The sequence below is a fragment of the Cupriavidus pauculus genome (assembly GCF_002858765.1).
Classification (GTDB): Bacteria; Pseudomonadota; Gammaproteobacteria; order Burkholderiales; family Burkholderiaceae; genus Cupriavidus; species Cupriavidus pauculus_B.
Genome location: NZ_PJRP01000007.1, coordinates 21,038 through 39,052 on the forward strand (window position 1 = coordinate 21,038; position 18,015 = coordinate 39,052).

Consider the following 18,015-nt stretch of genomic DNA (forward strand, 5'->3'; position numbering starts at 1 on the left):
TCATGAAACTTGGATTGTTCCTGCTCGCGGCCGGGCATCATGCGGCCGGCTGGCGATACCCGGGCGCCGAATCCGGCACCGAAAATATCGATCTGGTCGTGCGCATGACCCAAGCCGCCGAACGTGCAAAGTTCGACATGGTGTTCTTCGGCGACCGCCTGCTGACCTCAGCCGATGCCCATCCCTCGATGATCACGCGCCCCGACCCGCTGGCCATGCTGGCGGCACTATCGATGGTGACCACACGCGTCGGGCTGGCTGCCACCGCATCGACTACGTATAGCGAGCCGTTCAACCTGGCGCGCACGCTGGCCACCGTAGACAAGCTGTCGCACGGCCGTGCCGGTTGGAACATCGTAACCACCTTCGCGGACGGTTCGGTGAATTTCAGCCGCAATCGTCACCCCGACCACGCCGAACGCTACGCCATCGCAGAGGAGTTCGTTTCGGTCGTAAAGGGCCTCTGGCGTTCCTGGGATCCGGACCCATATGTCCAGGACAAGACGCGCGGCATCTATATCGACGTGGACAAAATGCACGCGCTGCACCATGAGGGCCGTCATTTCTCCGTGGCAGGTCCGCTCAATGTCACGAACAGCGAACAGGGCCAGCCCGTGCTGATCCAGGCCGGTTCGTCGGGCCCCGGCCAGGCATTGGCCGCGCGCCATGCCGAGGTCGTGTTCACCGCGCAACAGGACCTCGACGCGGCGATCGAGTTTGCCACCGGCTTGCGCCGACAGGTGATTGAAGCGGGACGCGATCCGCGCCACTGCTTGATCATGCCTGGCCTGATGCCAATCATTGGCGCGACCGAGGCAGAAGCTCACGAGAAGCTCGCGCAACTGCAATCCTTTACCGACCAGTCGAATGCGCTCGCCATCCTGGGCGAGCAACTGGCCGTCGATGTATCCGGCTTCGCGCTCGATGCACCGCTGCCGCCGCTGCCGACCGATGTCGTCGTGCACAGCCGCAGTGCGCTGCTGATCAAGCTCGCGCGCGAGCGAGCACTGACGCTTCGCCAGCTCTACCACCTGGTAGCCAGCGCCCGCGGCCATCAGATCGTGGTGGGCACGGCCGGTCAAGTGGCCAATCACATGATCGAATGGGTACGCGCCGGTGCCGCCGATGGCTTCAACATCATGCCGGCTTACTTTCCGGGTGGATTCGAGGATTTCACGCGCGAGGTGGTTCCGATCTTGCAGGATCGTGGCGCGTTCCGGCGCAACTATGAGGGTCGCACCTTGCGCGAGCACCTTGAATTACCGCTTCCGCAGGGAAGGTAACGCTGAGCTGACCGTCAGCCCAGCTTCGCATAGCCCAGCCGGTGCGCGTCCAGCGCCATGGACGCAATCGGCAGATACGCTGCGGCAGTCGTCTGTACCACATCATCCATGTGAAGACGTGATCGCAGGCCGGCGTCCTCGCGCAGCGCTTCGCGCAACGCCGCGCGGACCTGCCTGACCAGCGACGACCGGGCGCGGCGCGACGCAATGAATGGCAGACCGGGCACTGCGCGCGTGACGCCGATCTGGCGGATTCCGGCGACCAACGCCGGGTGATGTTCGGCCGCAAACGCCAGGGTCACGCAATCGATTGCTGCGACGTCGGCCCGACCTTCACCGACCGCCGCCAGCGAAGCGAGATGCGAGCCGGTCAGCACCACATCCCCGAAGAAGTGTCCACCCCTAGCCAGCGGCGCAACCACATGCCGTAGCGCGTTCATGCCGCTATGTGAATCGGGTCCGTTGCACGCTGCGCGGGCGCCACGGCATGCCTCGATCGTCGCGGGCCCGTCCGCACAGCGTACAACGATGGCACTGCGATAGGTCTGCCGGTGGCAGCCCAATACAGCGAATCGCGGCGTGCCGATTATCCGGACATAGGGCGCCAACCCGTGCACTAGCGGGTATCCACAGGTCTGCGACAGCAGCAGGTCATCGCGACGCCAAAACGCGTGAAGCGCCTCTGGACCCTCGCCCGGATCAACGGCCGCGAGTGTCACCGACGACGGCACACGCCCCAGCAACTGGCCCACCCGGTCAATCAGCAACAACCAGTCTTCGCGCAACTGGGCGGACACGTTGTACATGGGCAGCGCCGCCACCCATCGCTCAGGTCTTGCCATGTTCCCCCGATGCCTCGATACGAAGCTTGAGCATCCCGTCGAACCGCGGATGAACGACCGGTGCCACCGCGCGCCATGCATAACGGACCAGCCACTCACGGTAGCCCTGGACGAAGAAGCCATCGTTACGCGCCAGGTAGTCGTGCGCGCGCCGGCGATAGACCCAGGCCAGCGCAAACCACGGCACGCCCGGCAGATCGTGATGCACAAGGTGGTAGTTGTTGTTCAGAAACAGCAGGCGCCAACCCGGGCCGGCCTCATTGATGACGCTGCGCGATGCATCGGCTTCGGTGGCGCGATGCTCCTGGAAGGAACGGATCGCCGCCAGTGACAGCGCGGGATACGCCACGCCCGCCAGCATCAGCCATGCTGGCATGCCACAAGCGATCTGCAGCCATGCGAGCAACACCATCAGCGCGGCAAGATGGGCTGTCCACACCGGCAGGTCGCGCCAGTCCCCCGCCCGGAAACGCCCCCCCGCATCGATCGCGATCGATGCGATGGAGAACGCCGGCTGCAGCAGGATGCGTCCCGCCATCGTGTTGCGTGCCGCATAGAGCCGACGCAAGGCCCGCGGGGTGGCCTGCCATGCGTCTGCGTCGAGGAAGTAACTCTCGGGGTCGGCATAGGGATGCGTAAGTTCGGCCTCATGGTGCTGCAGATGCGTCCGACGGTACAGCGCATAGGGCCGCCATACGCCCAGCGGCGCGGCGCCAAGTAGCGCGTTCAGCCATGGCAGGCGGGTCGGATGCCCGTGAAGCAATTCATGCTGCAGCGACAGGTACCACGTGGTGCACAACGTGAGCAGTACACACGCCAGCGGCAGTCCGAGCTCGCGAACGTGGATCGCCACGCCGAACCAGGACGCGTACACGGCGGCGACCAATACCCAGGTCGGCAACTCGGTGCGCCACAGCCAATGACGGGCTGCGTGCGCAAGTTCGTTGCGCTGCTGATCGTCGAGATAAGTGGTCATCGGTCGGCGGATTCGTGGCGGTGTGATACGAAGCCGCAGCATACGGGCGGCAGTGCACGCTCCGGAACGAACGATTGCCGATAACGATATGCACCCCGCCGGCTTCGCGTCACACGCGCTTGCTACGCACGACATCAAGCGGATTTGCTTAGTCGGAAACCTTCGTTGACGCGACAGGGACCGTGGTCCACAAGATGAAGCATCAACAAGCACGGGAGATCCTTGCCATGACCGATCTGCTTGACTGGTTCACGGCCATTTGCGCTGTGGCCCTGGTGTACGCCGCGCTGCGCCATCCGCTTTACCCGCCCTACAAGGAGGGCGAACAGTCAGATCGACCGCCACGAGGTTGACCGCGCAAGTCCAGCGCGCATATCGAAGTACGAAAAGATTTGTTCGTATCGGACGCCGCACTCCATAAGCTGATTGATCCGCGACATTGCTTGACTGCATGCCGACATCGTGTCGGCGGGCGTGTCCGGACTCATCCCTGCATTCATCATGCTGCGCCGCAGACTGCTCCACACGTTGAAACTCGCACTGGTGGCGTTCGCCTACGCCACCTGCGCCACCCCTGCTAACGCCAACACGCCGAGCGAGAGCTTCCCGAACAAGACCGTGCGCATCATCGTGCCGGTGGCCGCTGGGGGTAGCGCCGACAAGCTGGCACGCACGCTGGCGCAGAAGCTCAGCGAGCGGTGGCACCAAAGCGTGGTGGTCGAGAACGTGTCTGGCGCCAGCGGCACGATTGGCGCAGGCCAGGTGGCTCGTGCCGCGCCGGACGGCTACACGCTGCTGCTCGGCGGCGAAGGCGTGACGCTGAACGCTTCGCTGTTCAAACGGCTTCCTTACGACACACGCCATGCATTCCGTGGCGTGATCAAGGCCGTCGTCAGCCCGCAGGTCCTGGTCGTCCGCCCCAACCTCGGCGTACGTACTTTCGGCGAGTATCTGGCCCTGACGCGAAGCAAGCCCGGCGAACTCGCACTAGGACTACCGGGCAATGGCGGCATCGCCCATGTTGCGCATGAAATGCTGTCGCGCCAGCTCGGCATCGAGGTCAACTACATCCCTTACCCCGGTGGCGGCCCCGCCACGCTTGATCTGCTTGGCGGCCATATCGATGCCACGCTGATCACGCTGGCTGCCGTCACCGACTATGTACGCAACGGCCGCCTGACCGCCCTCGCCGTAACCACGCCCTACCGTTCAAAGGCGTTGCCACAGGTCCCGACTATGGCCGAAGCCGGCGCACCCGGCTTTGCGGTCGAAAGCTGGCAGGGCCTGCTGGCCCCGGCCGGCACATCAACAGAGATTGTCGAGCGCATCAACCGTGATGCCACCACCGTGCTGGCCCAGCCAGCGACCCGGCAGCAGCTTGAAGAAGCCGGCTTCGTGGTAGTGGCGTCTTCGGCACAGGCGCTCGACGACACGCTGTCGAAGGACCTGCCCCGTTACGCAGCGGTCATCGCGTCGGCAGGCATCAAGCTGAACTAGCTGCCGCGACGTCGTAGTTCTTCCCTCAATTCTGCCCTCGCTGTGCAGCGATGCCCTTGCAGGCATCGGCTGCTGGGCCCTTACGACTTAATCTTTATGACAACCATTCACACCCTGCGAACCATCGCCGCCCTTGCGCTTACTCTCCTCGCCACCCAGCCGGCACGCGCCGACGCCACGCTGGACAAGATCAAGCAGCGCGGCAAGGTTGCCATCGGCGTATTGGTCAATGGCGGCCCCTTCGGTTCGATCGATCCTGCGACGCAGCAGTTGGTTGGCTGGAATCCCGAACTGGCACGTGACCTCGCCAAACGTCTCGGCGTGGAGGCCGAACTCGTGCAGGTGAACCCGTCCAATCGCGTGCAGTTTCTGCAGGCAGGCAAGGTGGACCTTCTGATTGCCTCGATGGAATACAACGCCGATCGCGGCGAGCTGCTCTCCTATGCGCCCACCCCGTTCTACCGCGTAGGCGGGACCGCCGCAGTACTCAAGACGAGCGGCATCCATCAATGGGAAGACCTGCGCGGCAAGACCGTGTGCGCGTCGCAGGGCAGCAGCTTTGTGAAGCCACTGCAGGAACAGTATGGCGCGCAGGTACGCGGATTCAAGACCGCATCCGAATCGTTGCTGGCGTTGCGCGGCGGCCAATGCGTAGCGGCCGTGCATGACGCCACGCTGATCCATCCGCTGCTGCGCTCTAACACCGAGTGGGCCAGCTACGCAGCACCGATTCCGACCGAGATTCTTCCGGCGCCGTCTGTGGTCTGGGCACGCAAGGGCGAGACGGATACCGTCTCCGCCGTCGACAAGGTGGTTCAGGAATGGCACCGCACGGGCTGGCTGATCGGCACGGAAAAGCGGCTCGGCATTACACCGCCGCAGCCGCTACTGCCGGAACTGCAGGCAAAGTACAAGGGCTGAGGAGCGCACGATGCACAATCGTTTCGTATCCACCGCGCTGCTGCTCGTCGGCATGACTGCGGTGCACGCCGCATGGGCTGATGCTACGCTCGAAAAGATTCGCCAACGCGGCAAGCTGTCGGTGGGAATTGACGGCCCCAGCCCGCCGTTTGGCACCCTCGACACGGCCACCGGCAAGACGGGCGGCTACCAGACCGAACTGGCGGCGGACCTGGCCCGACGCCTCGGCGTGCAACTGGAGACCATACCGGTGACCGCGTCCACCCGCGTGCAGTTCCTGCAGGCGGGCAAGGTCGACCTGCTGGTGGCCAATATCCAGTGGACGCAGGAGCGTAGCGAGATCCTGAGCTTCGCGCCCACGCCGTACGATCTGGTCGGCGGCGCTGCCATGGTGTCCAAGCAGAGCGGCATCAAGCGCTGGGAAGACCTGCGCGGCAAAGTGGCCTGTGTATCCCAGGGTAGCAACTTCGCCAGGCCGCTGGCCGAGCAGTATGGCGCCATCGTCAAGGGCCTGCGCGGCATTCCGGAATCGTTGCTGGCGCTCAAGGGCGGCACGTGCGCGGCGTCTGTGCATATCCAGCCGGCGCTGTACCAGACGCTGAATGGGCCAAACAAGGGCGAATGGACCGCGTTCACGCTGGCCACCAATGATCAGTTGATCCCGTCGCCAACCGTCGTGTGGACGCGTCGTGGCGAGCAGGATACCGTGGCATTTGTGGACAAGGCGATCCGCGATTGGCATCGCACCGGATTCCTGCTCAGCCAGGCGCGCAAGTTCGGCGTGCCGGACGGTGCCTATATCCGACCTGCTCATGATCACGCCAAACAAGGCAAGTTCGACGTGGCCCCGCAGGACTTCGCGGTCTTCACGGAGGGCCAGAAGCCATGACTGCGCCACCCATACCGCTGACCATGCCGCTGTCCCAGCGTGCCCGTCGCGTCCGTCTGTCGCCAATCGCCGCCGCCGGCCAGCGCGCCGCCGCACTGATCAGCCAGGGTCGCGACGTCCTGACGCTCACGTCCGGCGAACCGGAATTTGACACGCCGCCTGCCATCCAGCGGGCCGCCATCGCGGCCATGGCACGTGGCGAGACGCGCTATACGCCGACACCGGGCACCCAGGCGCTGCGCCGCGCCGTAGCCGAGCGCTTCGCTGCCGACCATGCAATCAGCGTTGCTCCGACCGAAGTGTTCATCGGCAGCGGCGGCAAGCAGGTGATCTTCAACGCGTTCGCGGCGACGCTCGACGCAGGCAACGAAGTCATCGTACCCGCACCTTACTGGTCGTCGTTTCCGGACATCGTGCGCGTCAACGACGGCAGTCCCGTCATCGTGCCGTGCGACCAACAGAGCGGATTCAAACTGACTGCCAGCGCGCTGGCATCCGCGATCACGCCGCGTACGCGCTGGGTGATCCTGAACTCGCCGTCCAACCCCACCGGCGCGGTATACACGGAGGACGAACTGCTGTCGCTGGCCGAGGTACTGCGCGGGCATCCCCACGTACTGGTGCTACTCGACGAGATCTACGACCAGATCCGCTTTGTCCCCGCTGCGCGGCACTGGCTGGCCCTAGCGCCGGATCTGCGCGGGCGCTCCCTGATTCTCAATGGCGCCTCGAAGACCTATGCGATGACCGGCTGGCGCATCGGCTGGGGCATTGCACCAGCCGAACTGGTGCAGGCCATGACGGCGATCCAGTCGCAGGTCTCGTCGGGGGCCAATTCGATCGGCCAGGCTGCCACGGCCGCTGCGTTGCAGACCAACGACCGCTCCTTCGTCGATTTCATCGAGCATGCCCGCGACGCCTATGCGCGCCGGGCAGCTTTGACCGTCGCGGCAATCAACCGCATTCCCGGGTTGCGCCTGCTACCGCCGGATGGCGCCTTCTTCGCCTACATCCACTGCGGCGGCCTGATCGGGCAATTGCGGCCCGACGGCCAGCCGCTAACCACAGACGGCGACGTAGTGGACTGGCTGCTTGAGAGTGCCGGAGTCGCAGTCGTGGAAGGCGCCGCCTACGGACTGTCGCCGTACTTCCGCCTGTCGTTCGCCGCGGCCGACAACGTGCTGGAAGCAGCGTTGCAGCGTATCGAGCAAGCCATACACACGCTGCGCCCCGCGCGGGTGGAGGCGCGCCCATGATCGACGCCTGGATCGCCATGCTCAAGCCGTTCGGCCTGAACTATGCGTTCGTTCTCGATAACACCGAACGTACCGCCTTTCTTCATGGACTGTTCGTCACGCTACAACTGTGCGCGCTGACGATACCGTGCAGCCTGCTGGCCGGCGTCATCCTGGCGGCGCTGCTCACGTCCGGCAAGGCGGCCTTGGCCACGTCGGCGCGCGCATTCGTCGAACTGACCCGTAACACCCCCACGCTGGTGCAACTCTATTGCGGATTTCTCGTGCTGAACATGCTGATCACGCAGCATCTGAACACCCTCGGCACCGGCAATCCACTGACGCCATTCTTCTGGGTAGTGGCCGTTGTCTCGCTGCACAAGGCCGTGTTTCATGCCGAGGCCCTGCGCGCGGGCATTGAGGCCGTGCCGCGCGTCACGCTGGAAGCCGGGCGCTCGCTAGGGTTCTCGCGCCGGCAGTTGCTGCTGCAGGTGGAATTGCCGCTGGCCGTCCGTTTCGCGCTGCCAGCGTTGGTCAACAACCTTGTCGACTTGGTCAAGATGACTGCCGTGGCGTCGGCGATCGCCGTGGGTGACGTCACGTACGAATCCATCATGATCTGGACCCAGCGCGACAACGTGCTGGAGCTGCTGCTGTTGATCCTGGCGTTCTTCGGCGTGCTGACCTGGCTGGTCAGCCGCACGGGCCGCTGGCTGGAACTGCGCTTAAGGATGCCCGGCTATGGCCAGTAACCCGCTTGCCCTGCCCTGGCGCGCCGCGCCGCGCCCCGTCAGGTACGCCCTTACCAGCCCTTGGGCGCTGGCCGCGTTGTGCGGGCTTGCCGTCGTCGGCTTCTGGACTGCCACTGGCAGCACTCCGGCTGCGTTCCGCAACCTGTGGACATGGTCGCCCGCGCTGCTGCGCGGCATGTGGGCCAATATCGAGATCAGTATCCTTGCGATGGCTCTCGGCACGGTGGCCGGCCTGGTGATCGGCGCGTTGTCGCTGTCCACCCACCGCTCGATACGCTACCTAGCACGGCTGTGGGTACAGGCGTTCCGCAACGCCCCAATCCTGGTGCTGGTGTACTTCACCACCTATGTGTTCCCGTTCGAGCTTCACATTGCCCAGTGGACCGTTCCGTTCCCGGATTGGATCAAGGTCGTGCTGGGCCTGGCGCTACCCGCAAGCGCCAACGTGGCCGAAATATTCCGGGGCGCGATCCAGTCGATCCCAAGCGCGCAATGGGAGGCCGCGCAGTCGCTGGCATTCCGCCGCAGCCAGATTTTCCGGCTTATCGTGCTGCCGCAGTGCCTGCGGCGCATGTTGCCGCCCTGGATGAACCTATACGCCAGCATCACGATGAGCACGTCGCTGGCCTCGCTGGTTGGCGTGCACGACGTGGTCGATACCGCCCAGGTGGCCAGCAACACCGTGGCCCGCACCGATTTCACGGTGCTGGTCTATTTCATGCTGCTGGCCCTGTTCTTTGCCTATTGCTATCCAATCGCGCGCGCCACGCGTGCGCTGGAGCGTCGTCATGACCGCCACTGATTCCTTTCTGCGCAACCGCCAGATACAAGCGCCCACCGATCCGTCCTTCAGACCACTCGTTGCGCTGCACGACGTCCACCTGACCTTCGGCGACAACACCGTGCTCAGGGGCATCGACGTCGAGGTGCGACGCGGCGAGGCGGTGACCATTATCGGGCCGTCCGGGTCGGGAAAAAGCACGATCCTGCGCTGCATCACCGGCCTGCTGCGCCCGCAGCGGGGACAGATCCGCGTTGGTGACACCGCCGTGGATGCGCTGCGCACCGAGGACGAACTGATTGCGCTGCGTAAGCGCGTCGGCTTCGTCTTCCAGCAGTACAACCTGTTTCCGCACCTGACGGTATTGGAGAACCTGGTCATCGCACCCACGCGCGTGATCGGCCGCAACCGGCGCGAAGCCGAACAAGAAGCCCATGCGCTGCTGGGCAAAGTGCGACTGTCCGACAAGGCGCACGCCTATCCGGGCGAACTGTCGGGCGGCCAGCAGCAACGCGTGGCGATTGCCCGCGCGCTGGCAATGCGGCCCGAACTTATCCTGTTCGACGAGGTGACGTCGGCGCTCGACCCCGAAACGGTCGGCGAGGTCCTGACTGTCATCCGCGAACTCGTGGAAGACGGCATGACGTGCGTGCTGGTGACCCATGAAATGCGCTTTGCGGCCGAGATCAGCGATCACATCTATTTCACCGAAGCCGGCCGCATCGTCGAGCATGGGCCGCCCGAGCAAATCTTCGGCAACCCCAGCCACGAGCGCACACGAGCGTTCCTGCGCCGGGCCCTCGGCGCCATTCCGCGCCTGCCGGCCGAATTCAACGCCGCGTTCGCACCGGCACCTGCCACCACCGAAGACTGACAAGGACCACCGATGAGCCAAAATCCCACGGACGGCATCCACACGCGGCTGCTCCATGCCGGAGGCGTGAGCCTGCGAGACGGTGTCGGCCCCGTCAACGTACCGGTGGTGCGCACCAGCACTGTCCGCTTCGAGGATGTCGAGACCCTGGCTGACCGTCATCACCGCCGCTCGCACGGCGAACGGATCGCCACCTACGGTCGCCACGGGCTTGATACCCATGAAGCACTTGAAGACGCGCTATGCACGCTGGAGGGCGGGCATCGTGCATTCTTGGCGCCATCCGGGTTGTCGGCGATCACGCTGGTGCTGCTGGCACTGCTCGGCCCCGGCGATCATGCGCTGGTCTCCGACACGGTCTACGCGCCGCTGCGCCGGGTCGACCAGACACTGCTGCAGCGCCTGGGGGTGGAGGTGCAGTATTTCTCGCCCGCACACGACGATCTCGATGCATTGATCCGCGCCAGTACGCGGCTCGTGTACCTCGAGTCGCCGGGCTCACTGCTGTTCGACGTCCTCGATCTGCCCGCGCTGACCGCCATTGCACGCGCGAAAGGGGTTCCCGTAGCCATCGACAACACGTGGAGTGGTGGCTGGTTCCTGCAGCCGTTGCAGCTAGGAGCGAATATCTCGATCCAGGCGGCGACCAAATACATCGCCGGGCATTCCGACGTGATGCAAGGCGCCGTCGTGGTCGACAGTCCGGCTCTGGCAGGACGCATCGCCACCGCACACGAAGCGCTGGGCCTGACCATTGGCGCCGATGACGCCTACCTGGCATTGCGCGGGCTGCGCACCCTGCCCGTACGGCTGGCGCAGCACCAGCGCAACGCCACCGAGGTTGCGCAATGGCTGCAGCAACAGCCCCAAGTGGCCCGCACCTTTTACCCCGCGCTGCCCGAAGATCCCGGCCACGTGCTCTGGAAACGCGATTTCACCGGTGCGAGCGGATTGGTGTCGTTCGCACTCCGGGACGGTAACCACAGCGTTGCCGGCCGTCTGGTCAATGCCTTGCGGCTATTCTCCATTGGCGCGTCGTGGGGTGGCTATGAGAGCCTGGCGCTGGTCGCGCCTCCCGAGCGGCTCAATGCATCCAGAACGTGGCAGGAAAGCGGTAAAAACGCCCCGGTCATCCGGCTGCATGTCGGACTGGAAGATCCACGTGACCTGATCGCGGACCTGCGGCAAGCCTTTCAACGCACCATCGCCTGAGGCAACCATGAGCGACATCGACCAATTCGCGCGGGACACGCTTCGGCTTCTTGGCCCCGCCCCTGACAACTGGGTGCCGCAACGCGACGGCATTGACCACAACGTCGTGGTCGTGGGTGGCGGCCAAGGTGGCTCCGCCATTGCCCACGCACTGCGGCGTGCCGGCATTGGCGGTGTTTCCGTGATCGACGCTGCGGCGGATTCATCCGGCGCAGGCGTCTGGCTGACCCGCGCACGCATGCAGAAGCTGCGCACGCTCAAATCGCTGGTGGGACCGGAACTTGGTATCACGGCGCTGGGATTCCAGCAATGGTTCGAAACGCGTCACGGCCGGGACGCCTTCGCGGCACTGGACCGCATTTCACGCGCCGACTGGGCCGAATATCTCGCCTGGTTCCGCGAATTCCTTGCTATCGACGTACGCTATGGCACACGCGTGGTCGACATCGCCCCGTGGGACGCCGCCGGGATACCGGGCCTGCGGCTCACCGTGGAAGTTGACGGTAAACGGCGCTTCGAGACAACACGCAAGCTGATTCTGGCCAATGGTGTGGCCGGCAACGGCGCGCCATTTGTGCCCGGCTATCTGCAGGCAGCGGTGCAGGCGGGCCTGGCCGCCCATACCGCAGATGCCATAGACTTTGTGGCGTTGCGCGGGAAGACTGTTGCGGTGATCGGTGCGGCCGCTTCGGCCTTCGACGCTGCCGCCGTAGCATTGGAAGCGGGTGCGCAGGCGGTGAGCCTATTCTCGCGGCGCGACCATATTGCAGCGCGGGCCGTGGCCAAGCCTCGCATGTATTCCGGCTTCTTCGAGAACTACGCCAGCCTGTCCGATGCGCAGCGCTGGCAGCACGCGGTGCGCTACCGTCGCGCCGGCTCGACGCCTCCTGCCGATGCCGTCAAGCGCGCCACCGCTCACGCGAACTTCCGCCTGCATCTGTCTTCGCCGTGGCAAGCCGCCACGTTGCGCGACGGCGCTGTTGACGCTCACGTGGCCGGCCGCACGTTTGCGTTCGACTTCGTGATCGCCGGCACCGGCTACACCACCGACCCGGCGGACCGCGCCGAACTGGCCAGCATCGCGCCGCTAATCGCGCGCTGGCGTGATCGTTATGAGCCGCTACCGGGCGAACGGGACGACGCGCTTGGCGTCTCGCCCTACTTGGGCGCTGGTCTCGAATACACGGAGAAGCATCGCGGTGCCGCGCCTTGGCTTGGCGCAATTCACGTGTTCAATCCCGCTGGCTATGCAAGCACTGGCGTCCCGCTGGGAGATATCCCGAGCATGCGGCGCGACATCCCGCGGATTGTGTCGCGCGTGAGCCAGGATCTGTTCGTGGCCGACCTGGAATTGCACCAGGCACGCGCGCTCGCCGACGTGGCACCTGATTTTGGCTCCGAACTGTACGACCATGCCGTCTGGCGGGGCTGAATGAAACAAGGGGGCACCTGAACCGCCCCCCTTTTCGTCTCAACCTTCGCTGACGTTCGACTCAGCCTGCAGTTTCCGTCGCGCCGATGAGCCGGATGCCAATATCGCCTTCGCGTCCAAGCTGCTCCACGAGATTGATCTCCCAATCAAGATACGCCTGGAAACCAGCATTGCGTTGGGCCACGTCGGCGTGCTGATACGGGCTGAACCAGTAGTCGTCGTCACCGGTCAGCACTCGCTCACCGCCGGTTTCTACGGGCAGCCCTGCAGCCACCCATGCTTGCGTACCACCGTTCACGAAACGGGCCTCGCGGCCAGTGCGCGCCGCCAGCTCTGCGGCCACCACGCGCGCAAGCACGCCATCCGACGAGGTGATCAGGATGGCTTGCTCTACCGGCGTGTCGGCAATCAGCGCTTCCAGCCGGTCCGGCACGGCAAAGTACGCGCCCGCAGCATGACGCTTTTCGTAGGCGGATCTTCGCTCCACGTCAAACAGCCTTGCAATGCCGGCCGCCAGTCGCTGTGAGGCCTGTTGCGCCGACACTGCCGCTGCTGCGGGACGCGATGCCAGCACGCGCACCGGCTCCGGGCCTGTCACTAGGCCCGCATCGGCGGGCGGGGCGTAGACAAAGACTTCATGGCTGCCAAGCTGGGCCAGCCACGCTGCCGTCGTCAACGCGCGCACGCCGTCGAAGTCGGCCAACACGATGCGCGCACGGCGCGTGGCCAGGTATTCGTCGGTCGCCTGCACCAATTGTCCGCCCGGTGCCCAGCGCCAGCCGGGCAGGTGACCCGATTCATACTCGCTGCGGGTGCGTACGTCGAAGTGGTACAACGTCCGCGTCTGCGATGCGGCCTCCAGTTGTTCAAGGCCGGCGGCGTTGATCCTGCGTACGCCCGCCTGCGCCGCCACGCGCTCGGCGCGAGCACGGGCACCATCGAGCGCTGCAGCCGAGGGCTCCGGCAGCGGCGTCACACGCCCTCGTGCCAGTGTCCGGCCAGACAGCAGCCAGGCCATGGTGCCGTCCTTCAGCGATGCCACCGGGTTAGGAATACCCGCATCGATCAGTGTCTGTGCACCCACAATGCTGCGCGTGCGACCGGCGCAATTGACCACCACGAGCGTGTCGGGATTCGGTGCCAGCTCAGCGATCCGATAGACCAGCTCAGCGCCCGGCAAGCTATGCGCAAACGGAAGACTGAAGTCGGCAAACTCCTCGGTAGTGCGGCTGTCCACCACGACAATGTCTTCGCCATTTTCGATACGGCGGTGCAGTTCGTCCGCGTCGATCCAGGGCGTATGTTTCTCGTGTTCGATGATCTCGCCGAACGCCTTGCTGGGCACGTTGCTGCCCGTGAACAGTTCATTGCCTGCCGCCACCCACGCCGCAACGCCGCCTTCGAGCACCGACACGTTGCCCCAGCCCAGGCGCACCAGCTTTGCCGCGGCCTGATGCGCGAGCGCGTCGGCATTGTCACCACCGTCGAGCAGCACGATGCGCGTGTCGCGCCTTGGCACCAGACGGTCGATCAGCAGTTCCAGGCGCCACAACGGCGCGGAGGCCGCCAGCAGCGGATGGCCTTTGGTATAAACGCCGGTTTCGCGAACATCGAGAAGCGCAATTTCCTGCCCGTCGGCCAGCGCCGCCTTAAGCGCTGAGGCCCCGATGACCGGCGCCGCCAGCCGGCGCGGCGGGCCAAAGTGGCGGTACGTCCCGCCGGACTTGCCTTCGAAGACCACGCGGCCCGCCAGCCGGTCCAGCGCGAGCCCATAGAAGTGCAAATGCAGCCCGTTCTCCTCGCCAATTAGTTCGATCGTGTGCACGTCGTCCGGCAGCAACGTCACCGAGGTGCCTGCTACGACATCGAACTCTTCAATCTCGCGCAGCGTGTCGCGCGCCGGATCGGCGGTCCGCTCACGCGCGTAGAAGTTGTTCCGCTCGCGGCCGGTGATGCCGGCAATGATCGCCCAGGTGGTGTGGTCGTGCGGTGGCTGGGCCTTGCCTGGAAGCCCGGCCGACACATACAGCGCAAACCTGCCGTCGAGATCCTCGGCCAGCCGGTAGACCTGTGCGGGATTGCTGGCCGACACCGGGAAATGGACGTCCGGAAACAACTCGCGCTGCTGGCCGAGCGCTTCGAGCGCTCGGGCAATCGGCTCGAGCGTGGTCTTTTCAGTCACTGCGCCATTGCCAAGCTGGCGACGGATTTCGGAGATGAATGCGGCCACGGCTTGGTGGCGACGGCTGGCGATGTCGGATCCTGCTGCGCCAGACAGGGGAGAAGAAGCGGTCATGTCAAATGCCCGAAGGGTCGGATGGGACAAGCTACTGACTCTAGGGCCTACCGCGTACACAAGGAACGAACAAACACGCACATGGTTATGCGTAAATGCCCCCCTCCCGTTGCCCCCTGCCTCGTCGCAGAAAAGGCGCATTTTCGATTGATTTGGCCCGGTCAAGCGCGGTGTAACCTTCGGCGCCGCCGCCAAAGAATGCATACGGGGCGCACCTCCTCGTCCACTAACTTCTCGGCCGTCAACGCAGGCCAGATGCCCATGCCGTATCGCACGTCGATATCGATGTCCTGGGCCAAAGAATCCACCGGATTGAGACTGCTCTCGAGCCGCACATCCGTATCTGGCCACGCCGCATGGCAGTCATGATCTCGTGCCCGCTGCCCCGTTGGTACTGCCCAGGCAGCAAGGTGAACACTCGAAACAAAAAACCCCGTCAATCTGACGGGGTTTTTCTTCAAGCGATCAATCGGTTAGATCGGCTCGATCTTCGTCGCAGCGGGACCCTTTTGGCCCTTGCCGGAAAGGTAACGTACCTTCTGGCCTTCTTGCAACGACTTGAATCCGTTGCCTTGAATCTCGGAAAAATGAGCGAACAGATCTTCCCCGCCTGCGTCAGGCGAAATAAAGCCAAACCCCTTCGAATCGTTAAACCACTTTACGGTACCGGTTTCCATGTAAGGACTCCTTAAAAATTCTCGCTGACGAAAAATGCCGGCAAGGCATGACGATCAAGGAAGATACATGGAGAGAAAGTGGCCCAGAAGGGGTACACCTGACGCTGTGAGGCTAGCTTGAAGATCCTGCGAGGTTTGTTATACAGGCACAGTGAGGTAAGGTCAATCAAAACGCTTCGGCACATGCCACGCCCATTGGACCCGCTCCGTCAGGTGACGACGTCGCGCTATCAGCAATACGGGGAGGGCCGCGGCAGCGCACATGCATCACGCAAAAACGACTGAGGCGTTGCCGCCGGAACTACGCCGTTGAGACATGCGACAAGCGAGATGGCTGACCAAGTACAGGGCTCGTCGGCACGGAATACGTAAAGGTGGTACTATGCTTGACCGTCGATAATCTCGACGGGTCCGCCGACAGTACGACATCAACACTAGAAGAGCGTCATCGGCCACCCGATGTACATCGGGCTTTTTGGGCAATTGCTGCCCATAACCAGATCCGACCAGCGGCACGTCCGCTCCGCAAGCCAGCGTCTGTACAGTACGCGCTGAGATGCGCAAGTACGGTCAACGATGCGTCTGCCACCGCCTGCCTTGGCATAAGGCGTCGACGCGATCCACGCCTCCTCAGCACCACCACCATTAGGTTTGGTGGTCGCGTCGACTCGCGCCGGGCTTGTCATTGCCTGCCCGCAGCATCGACACAAAACAGAGAACCATTTGAATCACGATTTCACCCCTTTCACCGTTTCCGTCTACCCGATCCAACAAGAGCCAGGTCTGTGGTTCGCGAGCTACATGATCTCCGAGTATCGAGACGGCTTCGAACGCGTCGTTGCCAACGTTTCGCTGCGCCACCTCACCTACGCCTCTGAAACCAAGGCCAAGCAAGCTGCCCGACACGCTGGCGACAGCGCTGTCGCGCACATGCGGCCACACTCACGTGGACGGCGCTTCGCGCACGCCTCCGCACTAGGCGCGTAACAACGCGCTCTCACACTACTGGAGCAAACGTGGCAAAAGAAGAACTGGTGGAATTTGGTGGCAAGGTCTCGGAGGTACTTCCGGACAACCGCTTTCGTGTCATCCTTGAGAACGGCTTCGAGGTGTGGGCCTATTCTTCGGGCCGCCTGAAGAAGAACCGCATACGTGTTCTCGCCGGAGATCGCGTCACGCTCGAGATGTCGCCCTACGATCTGACGAAAGGGCGAATCAACTATCGCCACAAAAACTGATTGCGATCGGGATACGCTCGACAACGAAGCATAAGAAGGACCAGTGCGCGCTCCGTCCCAAGCAGAGCGCGCATGCCGGACGCGGCATCATCTCAATGCATGCACAACGTCAATGGCGAATTTTCCATAGTGAAGTGCGGCTTGTTGCGCTGCCTCTTGCGTGAAATAGTCATCGTCATCCGCCAGACAATCGCCATACATCCGATCGTCCGCCTTCAAGCTAAAGCGGATCGCCATCATGTACCGCCATTTCGGGCCTGGCGCAATATGGACATTGATCGCTCTCGGCACTTCAAATACTGCGGTGTGGACGAACATTCCACGGTATGCCGCGCACGCCCGAATCAGCCTCGGCTTCATGTCCGCTCCTTCGCGCGACCGGGTTCTCTTGGGCAAGATCGCCTCAAAGGCCCTTGAGCGATGTACCGCTGATTAGGCCTGCAATGATGTCTGCCCCATGCTGGACGGCAGCACGCTTAGCCGCCCCCAGGTCTTCCCACTGAGCGTCCGGCACCTGAAAGACGCGCCCGCTCTCTGCTGACGGTGCAACACCCTCCCGGCAAATCACGACGGAGGCGCTGTAGCTCCGATCCGGCCGCCGTTCATGCCATTCGCGCGGTGGATCATATTTGTAAACCAGCGGGTAGAGGTCGAAGCCCTCACTGTTTGCTGCAGGAATATTGTCCATGCCACGCTCCCAATGGGTAAGCTACCCACTCTACTCCGAATACTCTGCCTGACTGTTCTTTATTTGCTTGCCGCCCGCGTCTTGGGGACCGGCTCTGTAGGGCATACACCGACATCGCACGAAATCAGCGCACGCTCCAGACACAGAGCGGATGAGGCTAGCTGCGGATCCAGGCAACTATTTGACGTGCTATACCGCCTCTCGCGGGCACTTGACCAACGTTGGGACCGCTGGCGAGCAGGACGTCGCTTTGCAGGCCGGATCGTAGACCAGTGAGCGAAGCGTTTTTGCCGTCGTCGACCGTCACCGTCGCCTCCACACCCTCGCACCCCTGATCGATGGATGCGTCAAAGCATATGTGCGAGACGACGAATTTGATCAACGGGACGAACGCCGGATCAGACGTCAGTCAACAGAATGCG

19 protein-coding genes are annotated in these 18,015 nt (G+C 63.7%); 13 read left to right on the plus strand and 6 right to left on the minus strand.

The genetic code is table 11. The features are described from left to right. Nucleotides 1-2 precede the first annotated feature (2 nt). Nucleotides 3-1,283 (plus strand): LLM class flavin-dependent oxidoreductase, encoded by a 1,281-nt coding sequence (locus CYJ10_RS15990; RefSeq protein ID WP_101682484.1) that lies wholly within the window; start codon nt 3-5, stop codon nt 1,281-1,283. Between the two features lie 14 nt (nt 1,284-1,297). Here the strand turns inward: CYJ10_RS15990 and CYJ10_RS15995 are convergent, their stop codons facing one another. Together CYJ10_RS15995 and CYJ10_RS16000 are read right to left on the minus strand one after the other, a co-directional pair. Then, a complete protein-coding gene (locus CYJ10_RS15995; protein WP_101682485.1) occupies nt 1,298-2,089 on the minus strand; it encodes a phosphate/phosphite/phosphonate ABC transporter substrate-binding protein in 792 nt (263 codons plus the stop codon). A 22-nt stretch (nt 2,090-2,111) separates the two neighbouring features. After that, nucleotides 2,112-3,101, minus strand: a complete 990-nt coding sequence (locus CYJ10_RS16000) for a fatty acid desaturase (protein WP_101682486.1) — start codon at nt 3,099-3,101, stop codon at nt 2,112-2,114. A 227-nt stretch (nt 3,102-3,328) separates the two neighbouring features. Between CYJ10_RS16000 and CYJ10_RS34760 the strand changes: the two genes are divergently transcribed. From CYJ10_RS34760 to CYJ10_RS16045, 10 genes are all read left to right on the plus strand, one after another. Further along, entirely contained in the window at nt 3,329-3,454 is a 126-nt protein-coding gene (locus tag CYJ10_RS34760) for a hypothetical protein (RefSeq protein ID WP_257993363.1), read from the plus strand. Nucleotides 3,455-3,602: 148 nt separating this feature from the next. Next, on the plus strand, nt 3,603-4,598 hold the full coding sequence (locus CYJ10_RS16005) for a tripartite tricarboxylate transporter substrate binding protein (RefSeq protein ID WP_101682701.1): 996 nt from the start codon (nt 3,603-3,605) through the stop codon (nt 4,596-4,598). A 96-nt stretch (nt 4,599-4,694) separates the two neighbouring features. Further along, nucleotides 4,695-5,519 (plus strand): transporter substrate-binding domain-containing protein, encoded by an 825-nt coding sequence (locus CYJ10_RS16010; protein ID WP_101682487.1) that lies wholly within the window; start codon nt 4,695-4,697, stop codon nt 5,517-5,519. Between the two features lie 10 nt (nt 5,520-5,529). Continuing rightward, nucleotides 5,530-6,408 (plus strand): transporter substrate-binding domain-containing protein, encoded by an 879-nt coding sequence (locus CYJ10_RS16015; RefSeq protein WP_101682488.1) that lies wholly within the window; start codon nt 5,530-5,532, stop codon nt 6,406-6,408. Further along, nucleotides 6,405-7,664 carry an aminotransferase class I/II-fold pyridoxal phosphate-dependent enzyme gene (locus CYJ10_RS16020; RefSeq protein WP_101682489.1) on the plus strand — a complete coding sequence of 420 codons (1,260 nt, stop codon included), beginning with the start codon at nt 6,405-6,407 and terminating at the stop codon, nt 7,662-7,664. Before CYJ10_RS16015 ends, CYJ10_RS16020 begins: the two co-directional genes overlap by 4 nt. Beyond that, entirely contained in the window at nt 7,661-8,395 is a 735-nt protein-coding gene (locus CYJ10_RS16025) for an amino acid ABC transporter permease (protein ID WP_101682490.1), read from the plus strand. Before CYJ10_RS16020 ends, CYJ10_RS16025 begins: the two co-directional genes overlap by 4 nt. Beyond that, on the plus strand, nt 8,385-9,197 hold the full coding sequence (locus CYJ10_RS16030; RefSeq protein WP_101682491.1) for an amino acid ABC transporter permease: 813 nt from the start codon (nt 8,385-8,387) through the stop codon (nt 9,195-9,197). Before CYJ10_RS16025 ends, CYJ10_RS16030 begins: the two co-directional genes overlap by 11 nt. Continuing rightward, nucleotides 9,184-10,050 (plus strand): amino acid ABC transporter ATP-binding protein, encoded by an 867-nt coding sequence (locus CYJ10_RS16035; RefSeq protein WP_101682492.1) that lies wholly within the window; start codon nt 9,184-9,186, stop codon nt 10,048-10,050. Before CYJ10_RS16030 ends, CYJ10_RS16035 begins: the two co-directional genes overlap by 14 nt. A gap of 12 nt (nt 10,051-10,062) precedes the next feature. Beyond that, the gene (gene metC / locus CYJ10_RS16040; RefSeq protein WP_101682493.1) at nt 10,063-11,262 is read left to right on the plus strand and encodes a cystathionine beta-lyase; all 1,200 of its coding nucleotides are present in this window, start codon (nt 10,063-10,065) and stop codon (nt 11,260-11,262) included. A 7-nt stretch (nt 11,263-11,269) separates the two neighbouring features. Further along, nucleotides 11,270-12,694, plus strand: coding sequence for an FAD-dependent oxidoreductase (locus tag CYJ10_RS16045; protein ID WP_101682494.1), 1,425 nt, complete (start codon nt 11,270-11,272; stop codon nt 12,692-12,694). A gap of 61 nt (nt 12,695-12,755) precedes the next feature. Here CYJ10_RS16045 and CYJ10_RS16050 read toward each other — a convergent pair whose 3' ends face one another. Then, nucleotides 12,756-14,990, minus strand: coding sequence for a rhodanese-like domain-containing protein (locus CYJ10_RS16050; protein ID WP_101682495.1), 2,235 nt, complete (start codon nt 14,988-14,990; stop codon nt 12,756-12,758). A 473-nt stretch (nt 14,991-15,463) separates the two neighbouring features. Further along, a complete protein-coding gene (locus CYJ10_RS16060; RefSeq protein WP_101682496.1) occupies nt 15,464-15,667 on the minus strand; it encodes a cold-shock protein in 204 nt (67 codons plus the stop codon). Nucleotides 15,668-16,390: 723 nt separating this feature from the next. On the opposite strand from CYJ10_RS16060, the gene CYJ10_RS16065 reads away from it, so the two are divergent. Further along, a complete protein-coding gene (locus CYJ10_RS16065) occupies nt 16,391-16,654 on the plus strand; it encodes an isochorismatase (protein ID WP_101682702.1) in 264 nt (87 codons plus the stop codon). Between the two features lie 29 nt (nt 16,655-16,683). Then, nucleotides 16,684-16,905, plus strand: coding sequence for a translation initiation factor IF-1 (infA, locus tag CYJ10_RS16070; protein WP_101682497.1), 222 nt, complete (start codon nt 16,684-16,686; stop codon nt 16,903-16,905). Nucleotides 16,906-16,992: 87 nt separating this feature from the next. Here the strand turns inward: infA and CYJ10_RS16075 are convergent, their stop codons facing one another. Beyond that, the gene (locus tag CYJ10_RS16075; RefSeq protein ID WP_101682498.1) at nt 16,993-17,265 is read right to left on the minus strand and encodes a hypothetical protein; all 273 of its coding nucleotides are present in this window, start codon (nt 17,263-17,265) and stop codon (nt 16,993-16,995) included. A 43-nt stretch (nt 17,266-17,308) separates the two neighbouring features. Then, nucleotides 17,309-17,593: a hypothetical protein gene (locus CYJ10_RS16080; protein WP_101682499.1), complete on the minus strand. Its 285-nt coding sequence runs from the start codon at nt 17,591-17,593 to the stop codon at nt 17,309-17,311. Nucleotides 17,594-18,015: the final 422 nt, after the last annotated feature.

Excerpts from the sequence above, each read along its gene's own strand:
- CYJ10_RS16045 (WP_101682494.1), top strand. The coding sequence starts at position 11,270 with ATGAGCGACATCGACCAATTCGCGCGGGACACGCTTCGGCTTCTTGGC.
- CYJ10_RS16080 (WP_101682499.1), bottom strand. The coding sequence starts at position 17,593 with ATGGACAATATTCCTGCAGCAAACAGTGAGGGCTTCGACCTCTACCCG.
- CYJ10_RS16005 (WP_101682701.1), top strand. The coding sequence starts at position 3,603 with ATGCTGCGCCGCAGACTGCTCCACACGTTGAAACTCGCACTGGTGGCG.
- CYJ10_RS16000 (WP_101682486.1), bottom strand. The coding sequence starts at position 3,101 with ATGACCACTTATCTCGACGATCAGCAGCGCAACGAACTTGCGCACGCA.
- CYJ10_RS16060 (WP_101682496.1), bottom strand. The coding sequence starts at position 15,667 with ATGGAAACCGGTACCGTAAAGTGGTTTAACGATTCGAAGGGGTTTGGC.
- CYJ10_RS16035 (WP_101682492.1), top strand. The coding sequence starts at position 9,184 with ATGACCGCCACTGATTCCTTTCTGCGCAACCGCCAGATACAAGCGCCC.
- metC (WP_101682493.1), top strand. The coding sequence starts at position 10,063 with ATGAGCCAAAATCCCACGGACGGCATCCACACGCGGCTGCTCCATGCC.
- CYJ10_RS34760 (WP_257993363.1), top strand. The coding sequence starts at position 3,329 with ATGACCGATCTGCTTGACTGGTTCACGGCCATTTGCGCTGTGGCCCTG.
- CYJ10_RS16050 (WP_101682495.1), bottom strand. The coding sequence starts at position 14,990 with ATGACCGCTTCTTCTCCCCTGTCTGGCGCAGCAGGATCCGACATCGCC.
- CYJ10_RS15995 (WP_101682485.1), bottom strand. The coding sequence starts at position 2,089 with ATGTACAACGTGTCCGCCCAGTTGCGCGAAGACTGGTTGTTGCTGATT.
- CYJ10_RS15990 (WP_101682484.1), top strand. The coding sequence starts at position 3 with ATGAAACTTGGATTGTTCCTGCTCGCGGCCGGGCATCATGCGGCCGGC.
- CYJ10_RS16025 (WP_101682490.1), top strand. The coding sequence starts at position 7,661 with ATGATCGACGCCTGGATCGCCATGCTCAAGCCGTTCGGCCTGAACTAT.
- CYJ10_RS16030 (WP_101682491.1), top strand. The coding sequence starts at position 8,385 with ATGGCCAGTAACCCGCTTGCCCTGCCCTGGCGCGCCGCGCCGCGCCCC.
- CYJ10_RS16010 (WP_101682487.1), top strand. The coding sequence starts at position 4,695 with ATGACAACCATTCACACCCTGCGAACCATCGCCGCCCTTGCGCTTACT.
- CYJ10_RS16015 (WP_101682488.1), top strand. The coding sequence starts at position 5,530 with ATGCACAATCGTTTCGTATCCACCGCGCTGCTGCTCGTCGGCATGACT.
- CYJ10_RS16075 (WP_101682498.1), bottom strand. The coding sequence starts at position 17,265 with ATGAAGCCGAGGCTGATTCGGGCGTGCGCGGCATACCGTGGAATGTTC.
- CYJ10_RS16020 (WP_101682489.1), top strand. The coding sequence starts at position 6,405 with ATGACTGCGCCACCCATACCGCTGACCATGCCGCTGTCCCAGCGTGCC.